The sequence below is a fragment of the Micromonospora sp. NBC_01405 genome, from assembly GCF_045040155.1.
In the GTDB taxonomy this organism is placed as follows: domain Bacteria; phylum Actinomycetota; class Actinomycetes; order Mycobacteriales; family Micromonosporaceae; genus Micromonospora.
The window spans coordinates 372,808-394,683 of record NZ_CP109532.1 but is presented as its reverse complement, the minus strand read 5'-3'; the positions used below and the strand labels follow the sequence as shown (position 1 = coordinate 394,683).

Sequence of the window (21,876 nt, the reverse complement as noted above, 5' to 3'; positions counted from 1 at the left end):
CGGCCGACCGTGGCCCGCCGAGGAGAGAGCTGAACCATGGCACGCCGTAAGAACACCGGTCCCCGGGCGGACCTTGCCGCCTTCGATCAGGCCGGCGCGCGGGTCTTCGACAACCCGCTGGTCACCGAGGTCTCCGACTCCTATCTGGAGTACGCCTTCTCGGTGATCCACTCCCGCGCCCTGCCGGACGCCCGGGACGGCCTCAAGCCCGTGCACCGGCGCATCCTCTACTCGATGCACGAGGCGGGCCACCGCCCCGACCGGGCGCACGTGAAGTCGGCCCGGGTGGTCGGTGACGTGATGGGCCGGTACCACCCGCACGGCGACACCGCGATCTACGACGCGATGGTCCGGCTGGCCCAGGACTTCTCGCTCAACGTTCCGCTCATCGACGGGCATGGCAATTTCGGCAGCCCCGACGACGGCCCCGCCGCCGCGCGCTACTGCGTCACGGGCGAGACCCGGATTCGCCTGCCGGACGGATCGAGCCCTCAGATCGCCGATCTCGTCGACCTTGCGCCGGACAGCGAGGCGGACGTCGACTTCAAGGTCCTCGACAAGGACGGGAAAGCCGTCCAGGTGACCAAGGTCTTCAATTCCGGTGTGCACTCCACCATTCGCATCGGTACCGATTCGGGCTTCTCGCTGCGCGGAAGCGAGAATCATCTGGTGCTCTGTCTCGAGGCTCCGCTTGGCGTGCCGCTGTTCCAGTGGCGGCGACTCGAGGAGATCACCCCCGGCGCGGTCGTTTGTATCGCGCGGAACGCCTGGTCGCAGGTGGTTCCCACGGCGAGGGAGTACATGCTCGGTGTGCTCGGTGGCGCCTGGGCGTCAGAGGGGTGGGCGAGCGATTCCAGGGCTGGTTTCAACAACACCGACGAGCACTTCTTCGACGAGGTGCTGCACGCCTACGACCAGATCGTGGGCGGCCAGCGTTACGTGAGTGAACGGCACACCCGCCGCGACCGCAAGCGCATCTGGGAGTTGGATGTCCAGGAGCACGCCGGGGGGATGGATGCGTTCCGGGCGGGTCCACTGGGCGAGTTCATCGGCCACCAGGCACGGGACAAGTTCGTCCCGCAATTCGTCTGGACCGGCGGGTGGGGTGTGAAGCGGACCTTCCTCATGGCTCTCTTCGAGGGCGACGGCGGTGTCCGGGTGGCGAATGAGAGCTTCACCATCCAATACACCAGCTACAGCGAGCGACTCGTGCGGGAAGTGCAGGAACTGCTGGCGGAGTTCGGTGTCATCGCCTGCCGGCGCAAGTACACCCGTTCGAGCGGTTCCATCGAGCACCGACTGGTTGTCTCGGGTCTGCGGAACATCAGGGCGTTCGCGCATCGGGTCGGCTTCCTTCGCACCAAGCAGGCGAAGCTGGAGAAGCTGCTGGTCCACTCGCCGTTGCGTCCGCACCGCCTCAGCAAGGACCACGTCCCGTTCGTCGGCGACTATGTTCGCGGCGCGCTGGACTTCGATCGGCGGGGCAGCGGCCGGAAGTGGCTGACCAAGCACAACTTCGATCGGGTCGAGCGCTGGGAGACCGAACGTCTGCGCATCATCGACCGGATCAAGCAGACAGAGATCCTCACGACGATCCTGCCGATCATGGACTCGGGTTATCGCTTCGAGAGAGTCACCGAGGTGGTGAGCTGCGAGCCGGCCGAAGTCTACTCGGTCCGGGTCGACACGGCCGATCACTCGTTCCTCGCCGGCGGCTTCGTCAACCACAACACCGAGGCCCGGATGTCCCGGGAGGCGATGCTGCTCGTCGGCGAGCTGGGCGAGGACACGGTCGACGTCGAGCCGAACTACGACGGCTCGCTCACCCAGCCGACCGTGCTGCCGGCCGCGTTCCCGAACCTGCTGGTCAACGGCGCGTCCGGGATCGCGGTCGGGATGGCCACCAACATGATCCCGCACAACCTGGGCGAGGTCGTCTCCGCCGCCCGGTGGCTGATCAACCACCCGGACGCCGACCTCGACAGGCTGATGGAGTTCATCCCCGGGCCGGACCTGCCGACCGGCGGCGTGCTGCTCGGCCTGGACGAGGTGCGCCGGGCGTACGAGACCGGGCGCGGCGTGGTCCGGATGCGTGGCCGGGTGGAGATCGGCCACTTGGAGGGCAGCCGGGGCCGGCAGGCGATCACCGTCGTCGAGCTGCCCTACGGCGTGGGCGCGGAGAAGGTCATCGCCGCGATCACCAACGAGGTCAACAAGACCAAGCGGCTGACCGGCATCGCCGACGTCAAGGACCTGACCGACCGGGAGAACGGCACCCGGCTCGTGATCGAGTGCAAGGTCGGGGTGAACCCGCAGGCGCTGCTGGCCGACCTCTACCGGCTCACCCCGCTGGAGCAGTCCTTCGGCGTCAACAACCTGGTGCTCGTGGACGGCCAGCCGCGGACCCTCGGGCTGAAGGCGCTGCTGGAGGTCTTCCTTCGGCACCGCTACGAGGTGGTGACGCGGCGCAGCGCGTACCGCAGGCGCAAGCGCGAGGAGCGGCTGCACCTCGTCGACGGCCTGCTCATCGCGCTGCTGGACATCGACAAGGTGGTCCGGCTGATCCGGGGCAGCGACGACGCCCAGGCCGCCAAGGACGGCCTGATGCGCCAGTTCGAGCTCTCCGAGATCCAGGCCGGCTACATCCTGGACACCCCGCTGCGCCGGCTGACGAAGTTCGACCGGATCGAGCTGGAGGCCGAGCAGGAGCAGCTCCGCAAGGAGATCGCCCAGCTCTCCACCATCCTCGACGACGAGAAGGTGCTGCGGAAGGTCGTCTCCGACGAGTTGGCCGCCGTGGTGAAGCAGTTCGGCACCGAGCGGCGTACCACCCTCGTCGACGGCGACCTCAAGGAGGTGCTGGCCGCGTCCGCGCCGGCGGGTCCTCTTGAGGTGGCCGACGACCCGTGCCAGGTGATCCTCTCCGCCGCCGGGCTGGTCGCCCGGACCGCGGCCGAGTCGGAGGAGGCGTCCGAGGGGCGCCGGCGCAGCGGCCGGGTCAAGCACGACGCGGTACGGGCGGTCGCGCACTCCACGGCCCGGGGCCGGGTGCTGCTGGTGACCAGCGCGGGCCGGGCGTTCAAGGTCGACGTCCTGCCGCTGCCGGTGCTCCCCGAGCAGGCGGGCACGGTGTCGCTGCGCGGCGGCATGTCCGCCGCCGAGCTGGTGCCGCTGGAGCCCGGCGAGACGGTGGTCGGCCTGGCCCCGCTCGGGGCGACGGCCGAGGGGTCGCCGGGGCTGGCGCTGGGCACCCGGCAGGGCGTGGTGAAGGTGTGCGCGCCGGACTGGCCGGTCCGCTCGGACGAGTTCGAGGTGATCGGCCTGCGAGAGGGCGACGAGGTGGTCGGGGCGAGCTGGCTCGCCGACGGCACCGAGACCCTCGCCTTCGTCTCCTCCGAGGCGTCGCTGCTGCGCTTCGCCGCGTCGCTGGTGCGCCCGCAGGGGCCCAAGGGCGGCGGAATGGCCGGTATCAACCTGCCGGCGGAAGCCAGGGTGGTCTTCTTCGGGGCGATCCGCACCGACGACCCGGGGCACGGCGAGCCGATGGTCGTCACCTCCACGGGCGCGACGGTGAAGGTGACGCCGTTCGGGGCGTACCCGGCCAAGGGGCGGGCGACCGGCGGGGTGCGCGCGCAGCGGCTCCTCAGGGGCGAGACGGACCTGGTGGTGGCCTGGATCGGCCCGCGCCCGGTCGGCGCGACGGCGACCGGCGACCCGGTGGAGCTGCCCCCGGCCGACCCCCGCCGCGACGGCAGCGGCTTCGCCGTGATGCTCGGCCCGTCGACAATCGGCCACCAGATCGAACGCAACTGACCCCACCCCACCCTCCGAGTTGATCAAGAGGGTCGCGTCAGCCCGAGTTTTCCGGGCGACGCGAACCTCTTGATCAACTCTGCGGGGCGGGGTGGGGTGGGGTGGGTCAGAGTTCAGGGTCGGGGGCTTGGCGGGGTGCCGGGGTGGTGCCGCGGAGGCGGGCGACCAGGCGCATGCCGTGGTAGATGACCAGGGCGGCGGCGGTGCCGAGGGCGATGCCGTTGAACGAGAGGTCGCCTGTGGTGAGGGTGTAGTTCGCCGCGCCGACGATGAGGGCCACGGCGGCGGTCATCAGGTTGACCGGGTCGTGGAAGTCGACCCGGCTCTCGATCCAGATCCGGGCGCCGAGCACGGCGATCAGGCCGTACAGGGCGGTGGTCGCGCCGCCGAGCACCCCCGCCGGCACGGTGAGGATCAGCGCGCCGAACTTGGGGCTGAGCCCGAGCAGCACCGCCGCCACCCCGGCCACCCAGTACGCGGCGGTCGAGTACACCCGGGTCGCCGCCATCACGCCGATGTTCTCCGCGTACGTGGTGGTGCCGGAGCCGCCGCCGGAGCCGGCGAGCACGGTGGCCAGGCCGTCGCCGAGGAACGCCCGGCCCATGTCCCGGTCCAGGTTGCGGCCGGTCATCGCGGCGACCGCCTTGACGTGCCCGGCGTTCTCCGCGATCAGCACCAGGATCACCGGGATCACCAGCACGACCGCGCGCAGGCTGAACTGCGGCGCGTGGAACTCGGGCAGGCCGACCCAGGCCGCCTCGCGCAGCCCGTCGACGGCCTTCGGGTCCAGGTCGCCGAGTGCGGCGGCGAGCAGCCAGCCGACCGCCACGCCGACCAGGATGGACAGCCGGGCCAGGAAGCCCCGGAACGCCACCGTGGTGAGCAGGATCACCGCCAGGGTGATCACCGCGATCATCGGCTGCGCCTTGAAGCCGGTGCCACTGCCGCCGCCGTCCCAGGCGACCGGGGCGAGGTTCAGCCCGATCAGGGCGACGATCGCGCCGGTGACCACCGGCGGCATCAGCGTGTCGATCCAGCGCGCCCCGGCGAGCTGCACGACAAGACCGACCACGGCCAGCGCGACGCCGGCCACCACGATCCCGCCGAGCGCGGGGCCGATGTCCCCGCCGGCCTTCGCGGCCAGCACCGGGGCGATGAACGCGAACGACGAGCCCAGGTACGACGGCAGTCGGTTGCCGGTGATCAGCAGGAAGAGCAGGGTGCCGATGCCGGAGAAGAAGATCGTGGTGGCCGGCGGGAAGCCGGTGATCAGCGGCACGGTGAAGGTGGCGCCGAACATCGCCACCACGTGCTGCACGCCCACCCCGAGGGTGCGCGGCCAGGAGAGCCGCTCGTCGGGGTGGACCACGTCGCCGGGGCGGACGGACCGGCCGTTGCCGTGCAGGGACCACGGGGACCAGCGGGCGCGCGGCTCGGTGGGGGTCTGGGTCATGGGACGCCCTTCGCGTCGAGGTGCTGACGGGGGCGTGGACGACCCTGGGAGTTGTTTCTAGCAGAGGCCGGCCGACCCGCATATCCGCAGGGTCCGGGTCACCTGGAAGCACAGCGCCGGCACGGGTGACCGCTCAGGCGACGCCGGCGGGACGGAACTGGACGCTGACCCGGGGCCCGACCGGCCGGACGGTCTTCGGGATCGCGTGCTCCCAGGTGCGCTGGCAGGTGCCGCCCATCACCACCAGGTCGCCGTGCCCGAGCGGGAAGCGCAGGCTCGCGGCGCCCCCGCGCGGGCGCAGCAGCAGCGGGCGGGGCGAGCCGAACGAGACGATGGCGACGATGGTGTCGGTGTGCGCGGAGCGGCCCTGGGTGTCGCCGTGCCACGCGACGCTGTCCCGCCCGTCCCGGTAGAGGCACATCCCGGCGGTCACGAGCGGTTCGCCCAACTCGGGCGTGTAGTGCGCGGTCAGGGCCGCCCGCGCCGCGGTGAGCACCGGGTGGGGCAGCGGCCGGCGGGCGGCGTACCAGCAGAGCAGCCGGGGTACGTCGACCTCGGCGTCGTACATCGTGCGGCGTTCGGCCCGCCACGGCACCTCGGCGAGCAGGGTGTCGAGCACCTGGTCCGAACCCAGGACCCAGCCGGGCAGGTGGTCCACCCAGGCGCCCCGGTCGAGCGGGTGCCGGAGCAGCCGGCCGGCGAGCGCGCCCAGCGAGGGCTCGTCGGGGGTGAGGTCGAGCATCGACGGCTGGTAGGCGGCACCGGACATGCGCCCACCCTAACGGCTCGTTCGTACACCCGTACGACTGCCGTCCCCCGGTCAGTGGAGCATCCGGCGCATCCGCCCCTTGACCGCGGCCCGTACCCGGGTCCGCAGCCGTTGCGCGTCCAGCTCCTCGATGCTCTTCTTGAGCTCCTGGTTCCCGTCGCGCAGCCACTGGATCCGGGCGATCAGCTCGCCCGGGTCGGTGGCCGTCTGGGCGCGGACCGCCGGGGGATAGCTCGTCTCGGCGACCTGCCGGTCGAAGCGCGCCGCGGCGTCGCCGTCAGCGAAGGAGTGCCCGAGGTCGTGCCGGGCCAGGAACGACATCATCGTCTCGAACCTGGCCTTGTGCCCGTTGTTCAGCGCGGTGTAGTCCGCCTCGTCGTGGAGCGCGACGGCGTCCACGTCGGCCGACACGTCCTTCATGATCCGGTGCGGGATGTCGAAGTACCGGGCCAGCTCCAACGTGCGCGAGTCGTGCGCGAACAGGTAGCCCGGGGTGCCGGCGATCAGTGCCGTGATGGTGCCGTGGATGCGGGTGCCGAAGTTGAAGTCGAACCCGGACAGGTAGTCCATCCAGGTCCACGGGTCGACGAACATCCGCACCTTGTCCTCGACGAAGAGCGGGTGCGAGGTGTGGATCGGGATGGCGGCCTGCTTGCCCCGCTCCTCCGGCAGGTCGCCGTAGAGCAGGGTGCCGAGGGTCTTCAGGTCCTGCGGGAGGTAGCGCAGGTTCGGGTAGCGCTGGTGGTGCGAGGTGATCACCTTCGCCATCGACTTGACGTACGGGGAGACGGTCAGCGCCACCCGGTCATCGACGGTGAGCGTCGCCTTCCGCTTCTCCACCCGCAGGCTGTCGCCGTGCAGGAACATCGACGGGCAGCCGATCACGTCGACCGCGGAGAAGCCGAGGCTGCGCAGGTACCCCTCGGTGATCTCGCCGCGCACGCCGATGCTGTGCGACCGGTCGAGCACCGCCTTCACGAACGGCTTGACCGCGTCGTCGATCGGTCGCAGGTACTCCCGGTCGCCGTTGACGTCGGTCTGCGCGCCGACGCCCAGCACCACCACCGGGATCTTCAGCCGCTCGATGAGCCGGGTCATGTTGACCAGCCGGTGGGTGTAGCTACGCCGGAACGCGTTCGCCAGCGGCACCACGAAGACGTCGTACCGCTCGTTGATCTCGTCCGCCTCGCGCGGGTTGGCCTGGAACTTCGACGAGGTGATCTGCGCCGTCGAGGTCCGCAGGATCTTGTGCGCCGAGTGGCTGAACACGAGGTTGCCGGTGTTGTCACCGATCCAGTTGCGCTCGAACGTCTCCTCCGGCGAGTAGACGTCGAACGGGCCCTTCTTGGCCCGGAGCAGGATCCGCTGGTGCATCGGTGCCGTCCTTCTCGTCGTGTCCACCCCGTCGGGGTGCGCCGGCGGGCGCCGACCAGGCGTGGCCCGACGGGGTCGGGGCACGCCCGTTGGTTCCGAGACCGCGATATTAGGCCATCGGACACCTGCTCCTGGCATTCACGTCTCCCGGCGAGCGCCGACGCGAGGGGCGGGCGGGAACTGCGGGTAGGGTGCCCGGCGGGCGGCACCCACCGGCCCGCCACGACGCGGCGGCGCCGGCTGCCCGGCGACACGAGGCGAGGAGGCGCGGTGTTGGTGACCCTGCGGACGGACGGACCGCCGGCATGACCAGCACACCGACCGTCGTACGACCCGAGTCGCCGGCCCGCCCGGCGAGCCGGCTGCCCTCGCTGACCGGGCTGCGCTGGATCGCCGCCCTGCTGGTCTTCGGGTACCACGCCGGCACCATGCGGATCGTCGCCGAGCCCGACTACCAGGCCGTCATCGACTGGCTGTTCACCCTGGGCCTGTCCGGGGTGGAGTTCTTCTTCATCCTCAGCGGGTTCGTGCTGGTCTGGTCGGCCCGCGACGGGGACCGCCGACGCGACTTCTGGCGCCGCCGGCTAGCCAAGATCTACCCCAACCACCTGCTGATGTGGGCGGCGGTGCTGCTTACCGGCGTGTGGGTGTTCGCCGACCCGGTCAACCCCCGCGCCGCGGTGGAGAACCTCCTGCTGCTCCAGGCCTGGGACCCGACCCCCGGCTACTTCTACAGCGTCAACTCGGTGAGCTGGTCGCTCTCCTGCGAGCTGTTCTTCTACTTCTGCCTGCCGTTCGCGCTGCCGCTGGTCCGCCGAGCGCGGCCCGGGGTGCTGTGGGCGGTGGTGGTCGCGGTGCCGCTGCTGATCGTGGCGCTCTGGCCCGGTCAGCGCCTGGTGCCGCAGGAGAGCACCTGGTGGTTCACCCAGGTCTTCCCCGTCGTGCGGTCCCTGGAGTTCTGGATGGGCGTCGCCGCGGCCGAGCTGCTGCGTCGGGGGCGCTGGCGGGGCCCCGGCCTCACCGCGGCCAGCGTGATCTTCGTGGCCACCTGGGTCGTCGCCTCGCAGTGGATCCGCGCCGAGCTGTGGGCGGCCCTGCTCGCGGCGGCGTACCTGTTGGTCATCGCAGCCGCCGCCGACGCGGACGTGCGCGGGGCGCGGACGCCGTGGCGGTCCCGGCCGATGGTCTGGCTGGGCGAGGTCTCCTTCGCCTTCTACCTGGTGCACGTCTTCGTCATGGTCACCGTGCTGCGGCTGGCCGACCGGCTCGGCGTGGGGCTGCCCGGCTGGTGGGGACCGCTGGCCGTGGTCGGCTTCCTGCTGGTGAACCTGGGGCTGGCCGCGCTGCTGCACCGGTGGGTCGAGATGCCGCTGACCCGCCGGCTCGGGCCGCCCCGCCGGCCCCGCCCGCCGGCTCCCGGGGGCGGGACGGTCCCCGGCGACCCGGCGGGGCCGCCCGGGTCGGCGACGACGGCCGCCCCCGCACCGGAGCACCCCCGCGAGCAGGTCGCGGTCCCCGAGCGGCGCTGACCGCCGCCCGCTGGCGCCCGGCCCGGGTCGGCTGACCGGCCCGACCCCGGTTGGTCGCGGTGCTGCCCCGAATTTCTTTATGACGCCGGTCACATCGCTCGGGTAAACGGGCAGTCTACCCATCGGGGCGGGTCCACCGACATAACTCGTCGACGATCAAGACTGATCGTCCGGTTGTCGCCCGAGGGCACCCCGAAGGCTCGTAATCCCATTGAGTCACGTCAGTTCCCAATGTGTCGCAAGAAAGCTGATCGGAGAGGGTTTAAGCAGGTGGGAGGGGCTTGGCAGGGCCTCGACCGGCCAGTAATGTCGGCCCGTCCGGTGCGGTACCCGATCGCAAGAGGCGACGCCGCGCCGACCCGCTCAATCGTGACCATCACGAACCGGGGACCCAGTGCACGTGTGGGGTGAATCCGCGGGCCACGGCCCGCGGTAGGGCGATCTTCCCGCCCGAATCCGTCAGCTAACCCGGTAGGCGGTGTCGGAAGGAGTGCCATCACTCGTGCAGCGCGACCCCATCCCTCGGTTGTTCCTCCACCGCGGCGCCGTGGTGCCCGCGTCCGTCGCCCCCGGGCTGACGAACTGACCGGCGCACCCGCCCGTACGCCCGGCTGACCGGGCATCTTCCCAGAGCTGACCTGACCGGCTGTGGACGTCTCGTCCACGCCACCGTGCGACGACGCATGCCCAGGTGCCCCTGCTCTCCGCCCCATCCCCGTGGAGGAACACGTGAACGACCACCTCAAGCGGCAGTTGCGACGTCTCGCCACCGAGCGCCCGTACCAGGTCGTCGCCGGCTCGGCCGCGGCGCTCCTGCTGGCCTCCGGCACCGGTGTGTTGCTGGCCGGCACCGACGACACCCCCGCCCCGCGGCAGACCACCAACGCCGCCGTGGCCGAGATCGCACCCCGCCTCGACAGCGCGGCCAGCCGCGCCCAGGCCCGGGTCGGCGCGACCGAGTCCTCCAGCGCCTCGCCGTCGCCGAGCGCCACCACGGCCGCGCCGAACCCCGACCTGACCACCAGGGCCGCCCCGAAGCAGACCACGGCCGCCCCGAAGTCGCCGTCGTCGAAGGTTCTCGACTACGCCTACCAGGCGCAGACCACCTACTACTACTGCGGCCCCGCGGCGGTGCGCAACGCGCTCTCCGCCACCGGCGTCGGGAGTACCCAGGACGGGCTGGCCAGCCGCCTCGGCACCACCGAGATGGGCACCAACTCGGCCGAGGACACCACCCGGGTGCTCAACGCAATGGTCAAGGGCGACCCGTACCAGACCCGGATGATCCCGGGCGGCGCCGCCACCGGGGCCCAGATCGACCGGCTCAAGGCGGACGTGGTGAAGGCGGTCGGGGCCGGGCGCGGCGTCGTGGTGAACATCGCCGGCGACGCCACCGATGTCGACGGCGGCTGGCACTCCTTCCCCGGCGGCCACTACATCGCCGTCGTGGGCTACCGCAACGAGGGCCGTACCGTGCGGATCGCCGACTCGGCCGACCCGGCCGCCTCGGCGTACTGGATCAGCACCACGGCCCTGGCGCACTGGGCGGCGACCAGGGGCTACTCGGCCTGATCACCCTCCCCCCACCGGGCCCCGGCTCTCCTCGTGAGCCGGGGCCCGGTGCCGTCCGGCATCGCGGCCGTCCAGGCGCCGTCCGGCACCGCAGCCGTGACCGAACCCGTCAGCTCCGGCCGCAACCCTGTGACGCGAACTTCTTGATCACCGCGGGAAGCGGGCGGGGGAGGGCGGGGTTGGGCGGGGGGTGGGTGGGGTCCAGGTGGGGGTCAGCTCGCGGCGGGCCGCTGCCAGGAACGCCTCGGCGTACTGGTGGGTGGGGAAGTCGCCCAGGTAGCGGGAACGGGTGGCCCAGCGGGCCGTTGCCTGCGGGTCGGTGTCGAGCAGGTGACCGAGCACCTCGTCGAGGTTGGCCGCGTCGCGTCGCAGCACGTAGCCCGAGCCGGCCAGGGGGAACCGCTCGACGAACCGGTCACCGTCGCCGCCCATGTCCGTGACCGCGTACGGCTTGCCGGAGTAGAGGTAGTCGGAGATCACCCCGGAGACGTCCGAGAGCAGCGCGTCGGAGCGGTTCACGCAGTCGACCAGGGACATCTCCCGGCTGGCCGCAGCGCCCCAGACGTGCTGCCGGCCGGTGCGGGCCCGGTCCGCGGCAAGCAGCTCCGTGAGCCGGGCGAGCTGCCGCGCCGACCCCGGATTCTGCCCGGTGTACGGGTGGGCGCGCAGGATCACCGTCGCGCCCCGGGCCAGCAGCCCCCGGACGAGGGTTTCGCCCACCGGCAGGGAGCAGTAGTTCGCGTCGGCGTGGTGCCCGGTCCAGGTCGGGGTGTAGAGCACCGTCGGGTTCGGCAGGCCGGTTGCCGGCTCCCGGCGTACCTCGATCGACTCGACCTGCGGGCGACCGACCACGACGAACTTCTCCGCCGGGATGTCCACCCCCGCGCGGGCGTACCGCTCGATCGCGGCCGGGCCGGCCACGAAGATTCGGTCGAAGATCGCCGAGACCGGGTTGGCGCTGGGCGCCTTGTCGCTGTCGCCGTGGTGGATCTGCACGTGGGTGAGCTGGGTGAACCGGATGCAGTGGCTGTTCTTCGCCCCGTGGTTGACGTAGAACGCCACCTTGAGACTCGGCACCAGCGCCTCGTCCATCGCCTTCAGGGTGGGGCAGTACACCACCGGGGCCGTGGTGGCCGCGGCGATCGGGGCGAGGAACTCCGGCTCCCGCACCATCACGAGGAACGGGCGGCCGATCCGCTCCAGGTAGGGCAACCACATGGTGACCTGGTACTCCGACCCCGGCGGGGCGGAGAAGTGCAGCAGGAACTCCGGCTGGTACGCCCGCAGCGCCCGGGTCACCGCGCCGCCCCCGGTCCCCGGCCGGAACCGCCGGCGGGCCAGGTCCAGGGCCACCGCCCCGGCGCCCGCGCCGACGCCCAGCGCCAGCAGCAGGGCGACGAACGCCGGCAGCGCCAGCGCGGCGGCCAGCGCCACCGCGGCGAGCAGCACCAGCAGGGCGTCGGCCAGCCGACCGGCGACCAGCGGGGCCCACGACCGGACCGGGAGGTTGGCGGCCCGGATCTCCAGGTCCCCGGCCTGCCGCAGCGGCCCCACCAGCAGCACCAGCCCCAGCAGCACCAGGGCCGTGGCGGCCAGCGCCGGGTCGAAGCCGGCGTCGAGCCGGCGGGCGTACCCGACCAGGATGCCGGCCGCGAGCAGCACCGACTCGGCAGTGCTGTCGGCGGCCGGCCGGACCCGGCGCTCCCAGCCGGCGGCGGCCAGGGCCGCCACCGCGAGCGCCAGCCCCCAGCCGGTCGCCCCGGTCAGTGCGAGGGCGAGGAACGCCAGCACCGCCAGGCCGGTGGTCGCCACCCGGGCGGTCAGCTTCCTGACCAGGTCACCACGCATGTCGTTTCCGCTTCTCCCGCCGCGCTGCGGTGGCCGTCGTCGCTCAGCCGGCCGTGGCCGGGGTCGCCGTCGGGCCGCCCTGGGCGGGAACGTTCGCGGCGGGCCCCTCGCCCGGCGCCCGCCGGACGTCGATGACCTGCCCGGTCAGGTCGGAGATCAGCACGTCCAGCGAGGACTGGGCGACGGTCTCCGCGGCGAGCAGGGTGTGCTCCGGCTCCTCGCCGAACGCCTTGGTGCGCATCGGGGTGGCGGTGCGCTCCGGGTTGATGCAGTTGACCCGTACGCCGAACTCGGCCCACTCGTCGGACAGCGCCTGGGTCAGGTTGACCAGCGCGGCCTTGGTGGCCGAGTAGAGCGCGTAGCGGGCCCGGCCCCGGGTGTACGAGCTGGACGTGTAGAGCAGGAGCTGGCCCTTGGTCTGCTGCAGGTACGGCAGGGACTGCCGGGCGATCGTGACCGGGCCGACGAAGTTGACGTGCAGGACCCGGTCCATCGTCTCCTGGTCCATCTCCGCCAGCTCGCCCTTCTCCAGGATGCCGGCGGTGACCACCACGTGGTCGATCCGGCCGGTGGCCTCGAAGGCGGTCGTCAGCGCGGCCTCGACGTCCTCGGCGCGCTCGACGTGGGTGCCGGTGGTGGAGCGGCTGAACGGGAAGACCTGCGCGCCGTAGCGGCGGGCCAGTTCGGTCAGTTCGTGACCGATGCCGTAGCTGCCGCCGAACACGACGATCGTTCGGCCGGTCAGCTCCTCGGCGTAGCTGCGGTGGTCGGTCAGCCGGGGGGCCTGCGCGGCGGCGAGCTGGAAGAGCTTGTCCGCGAGGTGCACGTCGACCGGGTGGGTGACCTTGATGTTCTCGTCCGAGCCGTCGATCACCTTGATCGGGGTGCCGGGCAGGTAGCGCAGCACGACGCCGCAGTCGTCGGTGGCGGCGAAGTTCGCGTCGCCACCGGCGATCCGGTACGCCTCCCGGATGGTGCCCGAGCGGAACGCCTGCGGGGTCTGGCCCCGGCGCAGGGTGGAGCGGACCGGGATGTCGGTGATGCACTCGTTCTCGTCGACCTGGATGATCGTGTCGGCCGAGGGGATCGCCACGTCGACCGCCGTGTAGGTCCAGAGCGCGTTCACGCACTCCCGGACGATCCGGCCGCTGAGCAGCGGGCGCACCGCGTCGTGGAACAGGATGTTGACGTCGCCCTCGCCGATGGCGTCCAGGGCGATCCGGGTGGTCGCGTTGCGGGTGTCGCCGCCGGAGATGACCTTGCTGACCTTGCGGAAGCCGGCCTTGTCGACGATCTGCTGGGCGTCGGGGACGTGCCCGGCGGCCATCAGCACGATGATCTCGTCGATCTCGGGGGCCGCCTCGAAGACCGCCAGGGTGTGCTCGATGATCGGCTTGCCGGCGATCTTCAGTAGCTGCTTCGGGATGCCCAGGCCCAGCCGGGTCCCCGTGCCCCCCGCGAGGACCACCGCCACCGTCCGCGAGGGGCGCCAGGGAGCCGGGCTGGCCGGCGTGGCGTCCGGTGCGGCGGTGCGGTCCTGCGTCATTGCCGTTCCTCACTTCTGCGCGGGGTGGGGGATTCGCGCCTCGATGACCGGTTGGTGAATTCTGACCGGCGTCGAGGGAAACCTTAACGCGGGTGACGGAGCGCGCCGTCCGGGGCAACCCCGACCGGCGCGCTCCGCCGTCCTACTTGTGGCTCTCGTACGCCCTGCAGACCTCCTCGGTGGGGCCGTCCATCTTCAGGACGCCACCCTCCAGCCAGATGGTCCGCTCGCAGGTGTCCCGGATCGAGCTGATCGAGTGGCTGACCAGGAACACGGTGCCCGCGCTGGCGCGTAGTTCCCGGACCCGCTGCTCGCTGCGGGCCCGGAACTTGCGGTCACCGGTGGCCAGCGCCTCGTCGATCAGCAGCACGTCGTGCTTCTTCGCGGCGGCGATGGCGAAGCGGAGCCGGGCACCCATGCCGGAGGAGTAGGTCCGCATCGGCAGCGAGGCGAAGTCGCCCCGCTCGTTGATCCCGGAGAACTCGATGATGTCGGGGGCGAGCCGCTTGACCTCGTCGGGGTCCATGCCCATGGCCAGGCAGCCGAGCACCACGTTGCGCTCACCGGAGAGGTCGTTGAGCAGGGCCGCGTTCACGCCGAGAAGCGACGGCTGGCCCATGGTGTAGACCGCGCCCCGGGCCGGCGGGAGCAGCCCGGCGATCGCCCGTAGCAGGGTCGACTTGCCCGAGCCGTTGCTGCCGATCAGTCCGATCGCCTCACCCTGGTACGCGGTGAAGCTCGCCCCTTTGACCGCGTGCACCTCGCGGATGTTCGGCGCGTTGGTCCGGGACACGATGCGCTTCAGGGCGGAAACCGGGCTGCTGCCGCCGGTGGCGCCCTTGTGGATCCGGTAGATCACGTGCACGTCGTCCACGATGACGGTGGGGATCCGCCCGGCGTCCACCACGACGGCGCTGCCCGCCGGCTGGGTCTGGTCAGCCACGGCCGTACTCCTTCTCTCCGCGCCAGAAGTAGACGAATCCGCCGATCCCCATGACGACGGCCCAGGCCAGCGCGAGCGTCCAGAGCCGTAGCGGGGACGTCACCAGCTGCGCCTGGTTGGACTCCAGCAGCGCGTACCGGGCCAGCTCGATGTAGATCAGCGGCGGGTTGCACTCCAGCAGGGACGCCGCCCAGCTCGGCAGGTGCTCTCGGAACAGCACGACCGGGTAGAGCACGCCGGACGCGTACAGCCAGGTCCGCATCACGAACGGCATGACCTGCTTGAGGTCGGTGAGCTTCGCGCCGAGTCGGGCCATCACCATGGTCAACCCGATGTTGAAGACCGTCTGGAGCGCCAGCGTGGGCACGAGCAGCAGCCAGCGGAAGGTCAGCGGCTCACCGGTCACCAGCACGATGCCCGCCAGCACCACCATCGACATGAGCAGCTGTTGGAACTGCACCAGGGTGACGGTGATCGGCAGCGCGGCCCGGGGGAACTGCAGGGCCCGGATCAGACCCAGGTTGCCGGTGATCGCGTTGGTCCCGTTCTGCACCGCCGTCTGAGTGAACATGAAGACGAAGACGCCGGTGCAGAGGTACGCGATGAAGTTCGAGACGTTCCGGTCCTGGGACATGATCACGCCGAAGATCAGGTAGTAGACCGCCGCGTTGGTCAGCGGGGTCAGCACCTGCCACAGTTGGCCGAGCTGTGTGTTGCTGAACGTCGAGGCGACCTTCGCCCGCGAGTACGCGGTCATGAAGTGTCGATACGCCCACAGCTTGCGGGCGTACTCGGCCAGGGAGGGGCGTTCCCCGGCGACCCGCAGACCGTACCGCTTCGCGAGTTGGGCCCGGGTCAGCCCGGATTCGGGGTCGGCCACCGCGGTGTTGGCCATGGTCAGGCGCTCCGATCTTTCGTGCCGATGGGGAGCAGATGATGTGTCGCGGCGAGAAATTCGGCGTCGCCGGTGCGGAGAGGGTGCCTCGCCGCTGCTGCGTGGAAGGTAGTCCAAACCACGTCGGGACGCAACCGTATCGTCGTTGCGCTACATTGTCCCACGTGACGACGGAGAAGAGGCGTGCCCCGGCCGGTGCGGCGGTGCTGCGTGGTGAGATCACCACGGCCATCCGCGCTGCCGTCATGCAGGAGTTGGCCGAAGTCGGCTACGGACGCCTCTCGATCGAGGCGGTCGCCCGGCGGGCCGGTGTCAGCAAGACCGCCATCTATCGCCGCTGGCGCTCCAAGCTCGATCTGGTGCTCGACATGGTCACCGCGGTCGCGGGGCGCAGGCTGCCCCTGCTGGACACCGGCAGCCTGCGCGGCGACGTGGAGGTGCTGCTGCTCGCCGCCTCGACGGCGCTCGGACACCCGCTGGCCTCGCAGATCATCCCGGACCTGCTGGCGGAGGCGGCGCGTAACCCGCAGATCGCCGAGACCCTCCACCGGGCGATGCGCGACTACCAGGTCCGGCTCGGTGAGATCGTGATCGGCCGGGCGGTCGCCCGCGGCGAACTGCCGACCGGCGCCGACCCGTGGGCCGTGGCCGATCTGATCGTCGGCCCGGTCTACTGGCGGTTGACGATTTCCCGGGCCTCCCTCGACGCCGCGCAGTTGAGCACCATGGCGACGGCCGTCGTCGCGGCATTGCGAGTAGCATGTGGTGGTTCGCCGGATCGGGAAAAAGAAGTGTGGGACGACCGCGCACTGCCCGAAGACGACCGCGGACTGCCCGAATCTGAACCCCGCCGGGTCGGCGCGTGAACGTCGCGGTCGCAAGGCTCGGCCACGCCGGTACCGGCTAGTATCGCCATCCGAACCCCCACCGCCACCACCCGACACAGGAGGATCCCCCATGGCTGGGCAGCACCCAGACTTCATCCCACCGGCGCGGCCGATCATTGGCGAAGCCGAGATCGAGGCAGCTGTGCGGGTGCTGCGCAGTGGCAAGGTGGTGCAGGGGCCCGAGGTGGCGGCGTTCGAGGAGGAGTTCGGCGAGTTCGTCGCCGGGCGGCACTGCGTCGCCGTCAACTCCGGCACGTCCGCGCTCCAGCTGACCCTGATGGCGCTCGGCTTCGGCCCGGGCGACGAGATCATCGTGCCGTCGTTCTCCTTCGCGGCCAGCGCCAACGCCGTCCGGTTGGTCGGTGCCGAGCCGGTCTTCGTGGACATCGAGCCCAACAGCTTCTGCGTCGACCCGGAGGCGGTCGCCGCCGCGATCACCCCGCGGACCGTCGGCATCATGCCGGTGCACCTCTACGGGCACCCCGCCGCGATGGACCGGATCATGGCCATCGCCGAGCGGCACGGCCTGGCGGTCGTCGAGGACGCCGCCCAGGCCCACGGCGCCTCCCTGCAAGGCACCCCGGTCGGCGCCTTCGGTGCCGCCGGCTGCTTCAGCTTCTACCCCACCAAGAACATGCACGCCCTGGAGGGCGGCATGATCAGCACCGCCGACGCGGGCCTCGCCCGCACCCTGCGGCTGCTTCGCAACCAGGGCATGGAGCAGCGGTACGCCAACGAGATCGTCGGCGCCAACATGCGGATGACCGACGTGGCCGCCGCCATCGGCCGGGTGCAGCTCGGTCAGCTCGGCGACTGGACCGAGCAGCGCCGGGCGAACGCCAAGTTCCTCGACTCCGCCATCACCGGCATGGTGACCCCGCCGGTGGCCGACGCCGCCAAGCACGTGTACCACCAGTACACCGTGCGGGTCCGCGGCAACCGGGACGCCGCCCAGGCCCGGCTGACCGAGCTGGGGATCGGCAACGCCGTCTACTACCCGACCCCGATCCACCGGCTCAAGCCGTACCTCACCCAGGACGGCACGCCGGGTCCGTGGGAGCTGCCGGAGACCGAGCGGGCCGCAGCCGAGGTGATCTCCCTGCCGGTGCACCCGTCGCTGAGCCAGGCCGACCTGGAGCGGATCGCCGAGGGCGCGAACCTCGCCGGTGGTGCCCGGTGACCGCGGGTCGCAAGCTGCGCGCCGGCCTGATCGGCCTCGGCGCGATGGGGCGCAACCACGCCCGGGTCCTCTCCGGCCTCGACGGCGTCGAGCTGGTCGGCATCGTCGACCCGGCCGGCGACGTCACCGGCACGCTCCGCGCACCGGTCGTGCCGGAGCTGGCTGACCTCCTGGCCATGGGCATCGACTACGCGGTGGTCGCCTGCCCGACAGCGCTGCACGAGCGGATCGGCCTGGAGCTGGCCGGCAACGGGGTCTGCGCGCTGATCGAGAAGCCGCTGGCCCAGTCGGTCGAGGCCGCCACCAAGCTGGTGGAGGCGTTCGAGTCCGCAGGCCTGGTCGCCGGCGTCGGTCACATCGAGCGCTACAACCCGGCCCTGCAGAGCCTGCGTACCCGGCTCGAGGCGGGCGAACTGGGCGAGGTCTTCCAGGTCGTCACCCGGCGGCAGGGGCCGTTCCCGCACCGGATCGCCGACGTCGGCGTGGTGATGGACCTGGCCACCCACGACATCGACCTGACCGCCTGGGTGACCGGCCAGGAGTACAGCTCGGTGGCGGCCCGCACGGTGTCGCGCAGCGGCCGGCTGCACGAGGACATGGTCGCCGTGATCGGCCAGCTCTCCGACGGAACGATGGTCAACCACCTGGTCAACTGGCTGAGCCCGCTCAAGGAGCGGTCCACGGTGATCACCGGCGACCGGGGCTGCTTCGTGGCCGACACGCTCACCGCCGACCTCACCTTCTACGCCAACGGCGCGATCGACACCGAGTGGGAGGCGCTGCGCGCGTTCCGTGGGGTGGCCGAGGGCGACATGGTGCGCTTCGCGATCCCGAAGCGGGAGCCGCTGCTCGTCGAGCACGAGCGGTTCCGTGACGCGGTCGAGGGCAAGCAGAGCGACATCGTCACCCTGCGCCAGGGCCTGCGCACGGTCCAGGTCGCCGCAGGGCTCCTGGAGTCCGCCTCGGACGGCAAGGTCGTCTCCGTTGCGCCCAGCCAGCACGAGGAACCGGCCGCCACCCGCTAGTCGGACCGTTCAGGGGGGAGAACGACACGATGGGTTCCAACGGCGCAACCAGCTACCGGGGCCGGGTCGTCATGCTGGTCGACAACGGCGTGCACGGCGATTCCCGGGTCCAGAAGGCAGCCCGCTCGGCGGCGGACGCGGGCTGGGAGGTCTTCCTCCTCGGCATCCGCAACGCCCGGTCCGACTCGGACACCTGGCGGATCGGTGACGCCGAGGTCCGGCTGCTCCGGGTGCCCAAGCCGCTGCACCGGTCGCTCCGGGACAGCAGCCGCTCGCTCCGGCGGCCGTTGGCGTACGCGTCCACGACCAAGGCCGCGTACCGGGTCCAGGAGATCAAGGCCCGGCAGGCCGACCTCTACGAGAGGCGGGTACGCGGGCAGGTTCTCGGCGGGGGGGTGCCGGCCGTCGTCGGCCGGACGGCCCAGCTGCCGTCCCGCGCCGCCGCGACGCTGCTGGCGAGGTGGGTGCGGTTCCGGTCCGGTGAGACCCGCCGGCTGCGTCAGGCCCAGGCCGACCCGGCGGCGTTCCTCAACCGGCTGCCCATCCGGGCCTGGCAGGGGCTGCTGGGCAGCCGCAGCTGGCGGCAGCTGGACCCGGGCCTGTGGGACTTCGAGCTGGCCTTCCGGAGCGCGATCGACGGGTTGAATCCAGACATCATCCACGCCAACGACTTCCGGATGCTCGGGGTCGGGGCGCGGGCGATGATGCGGGCGCGGGCCGCAGGCCGGAAGACCAAGCTGGTCTGGGATGCCCACGAGTTCGTCGGCGGCATCACCGGCCGGGCGGACAACCCGCGCTGGCTGCCGGCCCAGATCGCCTACACCGATGAGTACGCCGCCTACCCGGACGCGGTGGTGACGGTCTCCGAGACTCTCGCCGAGCTGCTTCAGGAGACGCATGGCCTGCGGGAACGGCCGGGGGTGGTGCTGAACGCGCCGATGGCGCCACCGGCCGACGCCGCGGACGACATGCCCGACCTCCGCGTGCTCTGCGGGGTGGACGAGCGGACGCCGGTGCTGGTCTACGCCGGCGCGGTGAACCCGAGCCGGGGCTGCCAGATCATGGTGGAGGCGCTGCCGGAGCTGCCGGAGGTGCACCTCGCGTTCGTGACGATGAATCCGAACGGCGACAACCAACTCTCGGAGGCGCTGCTGGAGCGGGCCGTCGAGCTGGGTGTCGGGAACCGGGTGCACCTGCTGCCGTACGTCAAGCACTGGCAGGTGGTGCCGTTCCTGTCCGCAGCGGACGCGGGTGTCATCCCCATCCACCACAAGCCCAACCACGAGTTGGCGCTGATCACGAAGTTCCTGGAGTACTCGCACGCCCGGCTGCCCATTGTGGTCAGCGATGTGAAGACGATGGCGCAGACCGCCCGGGCGACGGGCCAGGGCGAGGTGTTCCGGGCCGAGGACGTGACCGACTACGTCCGGGCCGTCCGAGCCGTGCTCGCCGACCCGGCCCGCTACCGGGCGGCCTACGAGAAGCCCGGTCTGCTCGAGGGATGGACGTGGGAGGCCCAGGCGCGGGCGCTCGACGAGGTGTACAGGTCGTTGCTGGGCGTGCTCCCGGCAGACGGAACGCGCCCGCAGGTACCCGGGGACGAGTTGGAGTTGTCGCGTAGCGCCTAGCTGAACCGGGTGTGCCGGCTCCGCCCTCGGCGGAGCCGGCACACCCGGTTTCCGCGGCCGTCCGACCCGACCCGCGTGAATGCCGGCTCCGAGCCGATCGGTCTGGACCTGACACCGGGGCCGTCCCTCGATGAGGGACGGCCCCGGTGGAGTCTCTGTCCTGAGGATGCTCCTATGGATGTCAAGCGGCGAGTTTGAGATCGTTTGAGGTGATGATCTGGTAGAGCTCGCGGGCGATGTAGCGTTTGAGGCAGCGGATGATCTCTTTCTTGGACAGTCCTTCCTTGGTGCGTCGTTCGGCGTAGGCGCGGGGGTCCCAGCGCAGGCGGCAGAGCACGACGCGGTAGAGGACGGCGTTGGCTTGCCGGTCGCCGCCGCGGTTGAGTCGGTGCCGGGTGGTCTTGCCGGATGAGGCGGGGATCGGTGCGACGCCGCAGAGCATGGCAAACGCGGCTTCGGAGGTGAGCCGGTCATGGTTCTCCCCGGCGGTTACCAGCAGTTGGCCGGCGACATCGGCGCCGACGCCGTTGACGGCGACCAGGCCGGGGTTGATGGTGGCGACGAGGGGCTCGAGCAGTTCGTCGAGGTCGGCGATTTCGGTGGACAGCTGCTGGTGGCGGCGGGCCAGGGAACGCAGAGCGACCTTGGCGGCGGTGGCCGGGGTCGCGGCGTCGGTCCGGTCGGGTCGCAGGTTCGCGCAGGTGGCGATCAGCTCTTTGACGGTCAGGCTGCGCAGCCGGGCACGCAGGTCGTCGGGGGCGGTGACGATCAGGGTCTTGATCTGACGCTGGGCGTCGGCGCGCTGGTCGACCGCGCTGCGCCGGGCCACCCGGAGGTTGCGCAGGGCTTCGACGCGGCCGTCGCGCTGCTTGGGGGTGCCGGTCCGGTCGCCGGCCAGGGCGGCCTTGGCCGCTTGGATGGCGTCGATCGGGTCGGACTTGCCCTGGAACCGGCGGGTCTTGCGGTTGGGCCGGTCCACTTCGATCACCGCGACCTGTTCGTGGCGTAGCCGCCGGGCGAGCCCTGCGCCGTAGGCGCCGGTCCCCTCGACACCGACCCGCAGCACCTGGCCGAACTCGCGCATCCAGGTCAGCAGGGCGGTGTATCCGGCCGTCGTGGCGGGGAACTGCTGGGTGCCTAGCACCCGTCCGACCAGGTCGATCACCGCGGCGGTGTGGGTGTCCTGGTGGGTGTCGACGCCACCGGCGACCTCGATCGCAGCGTTGTCGGGTGTAATAGAGGGCATCGTCGTCCTGTCGTTCGTGACCGGGCAGGGCGGCACGCACCAGCCGGGCAACGCGGACAAGACAGAGATGGGGCCTCTGGCCAGGCTCCTATGAAGTCACAACGCCACGTCCGATGAGTGCACGAGCACCTCCCGACCGAGGCCGACAGATCCCGTTGAGGACCCGAA

The 21,876-nt window shown here is 71.3% G+C and carries 14 protein-coding genes, 3 pseudogenes and 1 riboswitch; of the genes and pseudogenes, 9 read left to right on the top strand and 8 right to left on the bottom strand.

What is annotated here, in order from left to right:
- Positions 1 to 36 precede the first annotated feature (36 nt).
- The 3 pseudogenes from OG559_RS01720 to OG559_RS01710 all read left to right on the top strand — a co-directional run.
- A pseudogene (locus OG559_RS01720) lies at positions 37 to 663 on the top strand (DNA gyrase subunit A); the annotation flags it as partial.
- 138 nt (positions 664 to 801) lie between these two features.
- Positions 802 to 1,338 (top strand): annotated as a pseudogene (locus OG559_RS01715) (LAGLIDADG family homing endonuclease); the annotation flags it as partial.
- Positions 1,339 to 1,481: 143 nt separating this feature from the next.
- Positions 1,482 to 3,813 (top strand): annotated as a pseudogene (locus OG559_RS01710) (DNA gyrase subunit A); the annotation flags it as partial.
- 106 nt (positions 3,814 to 3,919) lie between these two features.
- Here the strand turns inward: OG559_RS01710 and OG559_RS01705 are convergent.
- The 3 genes from OG559_RS01705 to OG559_RS01695 form a co-directional block, all read right to left on the bottom strand.
- Positions 3,920 to 5,266 (bottom strand): uracil-xanthine permease family protein, encoded by a 1,347-nt coding sequence (locus OG559_RS01705; RefSeq protein WP_405111513.1) that lies wholly within the window; start codon positions 5,264 to 5,266, stop codon positions 3,920 to 3,922.
- Between the two features lie 133 nt (positions 5,267 to 5,399).
- Entirely contained in the window at positions 5,400 to 6,035 is a 636-nt protein-coding gene (locus tag OG559_RS01700; RefSeq protein ID WP_405111510.1) for an alpha-ketoglutarate-dependent dioxygenase AlkB, read from the bottom strand.
- Positions 6,036 to 6,086: 51 nt separating this feature from the next.
- Complete coding sequence (locus OG559_RS01695; RefSeq protein WP_405111507.1) at positions 6,087 to 7,409, bottom strand: polysaccharide pyruvyl transferase family protein; 1,323 nt, start codon at positions 7,407 to 7,409, stop codon at positions 6,087 to 6,089.
- 305 nt (positions 7,410 to 7,714) lie between these two features.
- Here OG559_RS01695 and OG559_RS01690 point away from each other — a divergent pair, with 305 nt between their 5' ends.
- Positions 7,715 to 8,938, top strand: a complete 1,224-nt coding sequence (locus tag OG559_RS01690; RefSeq protein WP_405111504.1) for an acyltransferase family protein — start codon at positions 7,715 to 7,717, stop codon at positions 8,936 to 8,938.
- A gap of 350 nt (positions 8,939 to 9,288) precedes the next feature.
- A riboswitch (cyclic di-AMP (ydaO/yuaA leader) is annotated at positions 9,289 to 9,431 on the top strand.
- A gap of 224 nt (positions 9,432 to 9,655) precedes the next feature.
- Entirely contained in the window at positions 9,656 to 10,510 is an 855-nt protein-coding gene (locus OG559_RS01685) for a C39 family peptidase (protein WP_405111501.1), read from the top strand.
- Between the two features lie 147 nt (positions 10,511 to 10,657).
- Here OG559_RS01685 and OG559_RS01680 read toward each other — a convergent pair whose 3' ends face one another.
- The 4 genes from OG559_RS01680 to OG559_RS01665 all read right to left on the bottom strand — a co-directional run bounded on the left by OG559_RS01680 (position 10,658) and on the right by OG559_RS01665 (position 15,742).
- Positions 10,658 to 12,358 carry a CDP-glycerol glycerophosphotransferase family protein gene (locus OG559_RS01680; RefSeq protein WP_405111498.1) on the bottom strand — a complete coding sequence of 567 codons (1,701 nt, stop codon included), beginning with the start codon at positions 12,356 to 12,358 and terminating at the stop codon, positions 10,658 to 10,660.
- A 43-nt stretch (positions 12,359 to 12,401) separates the two neighbouring features.
- A complete protein-coding gene (locus OG559_RS01675; RefSeq protein ID WP_405111496.1) occupies positions 12,402 to 13,904 on the bottom strand; it encodes a D-ribitol-5-phosphate cytidylyltransferase in 1,503 nt (500 codons plus the stop codon).
- Positions 13,905 to 14,046: 142 nt separating this feature from the next.
- Entirely contained in the window at positions 14,047 to 14,847 is an 801-nt protein-coding gene (locus OG559_RS01670) for an ABC transporter ATP-binding protein (protein WP_405111493.1), read from the bottom strand.
- Positions 14,840 to 15,742, bottom strand: coding sequence for an ABC transporter permease (locus OG559_RS01665; RefSeq protein ID WP_405111490.1), 903 nt, complete (start codon positions 15,740 to 15,742; stop codon positions 14,840 to 14,842). The genes OG559_RS01670 and OG559_RS01665 overlap by 8 nt, the downstream gene beginning before the upstream one ends.
- A 164-nt stretch (positions 15,743 to 15,906) precedes the next feature.
- On the opposite strand from OG559_RS01665, the gene OG559_RS01660 reads away from it, so the two are divergent.
- The 4 genes from OG559_RS01660 (at position 15,907) to OG559_RS01645 (ending at position 20,462) form a co-directional block, all read left to right on the top strand.
- Positions 15,907 to 16,608: a TetR/AcrR family transcriptional regulator gene (locus tag OG559_RS01660; RefSeq protein WP_405111487.1), complete on the top strand. Its 702-nt coding sequence runs from the start codon at positions 15,907 to 15,909 to the stop codon at positions 16,606 to 16,608.
- A 91-nt stretch (positions 16,609 to 16,699) separates the two neighbouring features.
- Positions 16,700 to 17,809: a DegT/DnrJ/EryC1/StrS family aminotransferase gene (locus tag OG559_RS01655; protein WP_405111484.1), complete on the top strand. Its 1,110-nt coding sequence runs from the start codon at positions 16,700 to 16,702 to the stop codon at positions 17,807 to 17,809.
- Positions 17,806 to 18,834, top strand: coding sequence for a Gfo/Idh/MocA family protein (locus tag OG559_RS01650; RefSeq protein ID WP_405111481.1), 1,029 nt, complete (start codon positions 17,806 to 17,808; stop codon positions 18,832 to 18,834). Before OG559_RS01655 ends, OG559_RS01650 begins: the two co-directional genes overlap by 4 nt.
- 29 nt (positions 18,835 to 18,863) lie before the next feature.
- The gene (locus tag OG559_RS01645) at positions 18,864 to 20,462 is read left to right on the top strand and encodes a glycosyltransferase family 4 protein (protein WP_405111478.1); all 1,599 of its coding nucleotides are present in this window, start codon (positions 18,864 to 18,866) and stop codon (positions 20,460 to 20,462) included.
- Positions 20,463 to 20,643: 181 nt separating this feature from the next.
- Here OG559_RS01645 and OG559_RS01640 read toward each other — a convergent pair whose 3' ends face one another.
- Positions 20,644 to 21,708, bottom strand: a complete 1,065-nt coding sequence (locus OG559_RS01640; RefSeq protein ID WP_405116308.1) for an IS110 family transposase — start codon at positions 21,706 to 21,708, stop codon at positions 20,644 to 20,646.
- Positions 21,709 to 21,876 lie beyond the last annotated feature (168 nt).

Bases quoted from the DNA above. Each gene is read 5' to 3' on its own strand.
- OG559_RS01700 (WP_405111510.1), bottom strand. From the start codon at position 6,035: ATGTCCGGTGCCGCCTACCAGCCGTCGATGCTCGACCTCACCCCCGAC.
- OG559_RS01695 (WP_405111507.1), bottom strand. From the start codon at position 7,409: ATGCACCAGCGGATCCTGCTCCGGGCCAAGAAGGGCCCGTTCGACGTC.
- OG559_RS01680 (WP_405111498.1), bottom strand. From the start codon at position 12,358: ATGCGTGGTGACCTGGTCAGGAAGCTGACCGCCCGGGTGGCGACCACC.
- OG559_RS01655 (WP_405111484.1), top strand. From the start codon at position 16,700: ATGGCTGGGCAGCACCCAGACTTCATCCCACCGGCGCGGCCGATCATT.
- OG559_RS01640 (WP_405116308.1), bottom strand. From the start codon at position 21,708: ATGCCCTCTATTACACCCGACAACGCTGCGATCGAGGTCGCCGGTGGC.
- OG559_RS01705 (WP_405111513.1), bottom strand. From the start codon at position 5,266: ATGACCCAGACCCCCACCGAGCCGCGCGCCCGCTGGTCCCCGTGGTCC.
- OG559_RS01665 (WP_405111490.1), bottom strand. From the start codon at position 15,742: ATGGCCAACACCGCGGTGGCCGACCCCGAATCCGGGCTGACCCGGGCC.
- OG559_RS01690 (WP_405111504.1), top strand. From the start codon at position 7,715: ATGACCAGCACACCGACCGTCGTACGACCCGAGTCGCCGGCCCGCCCG.
- OG559_RS01675 (WP_405111496.1), bottom strand. From the start codon at position 13,904: ATGACGCAGGACCGCACCGCCGCACCGGACGCCACGCCGGCCAGCCCG.
- OG559_RS01645 (WP_405111478.1), top strand. From the start codon at position 18,864: ATGGGTTCCAACGGCGCAACCAGCTACCGGGGCCGGGTCGTCATGCTG.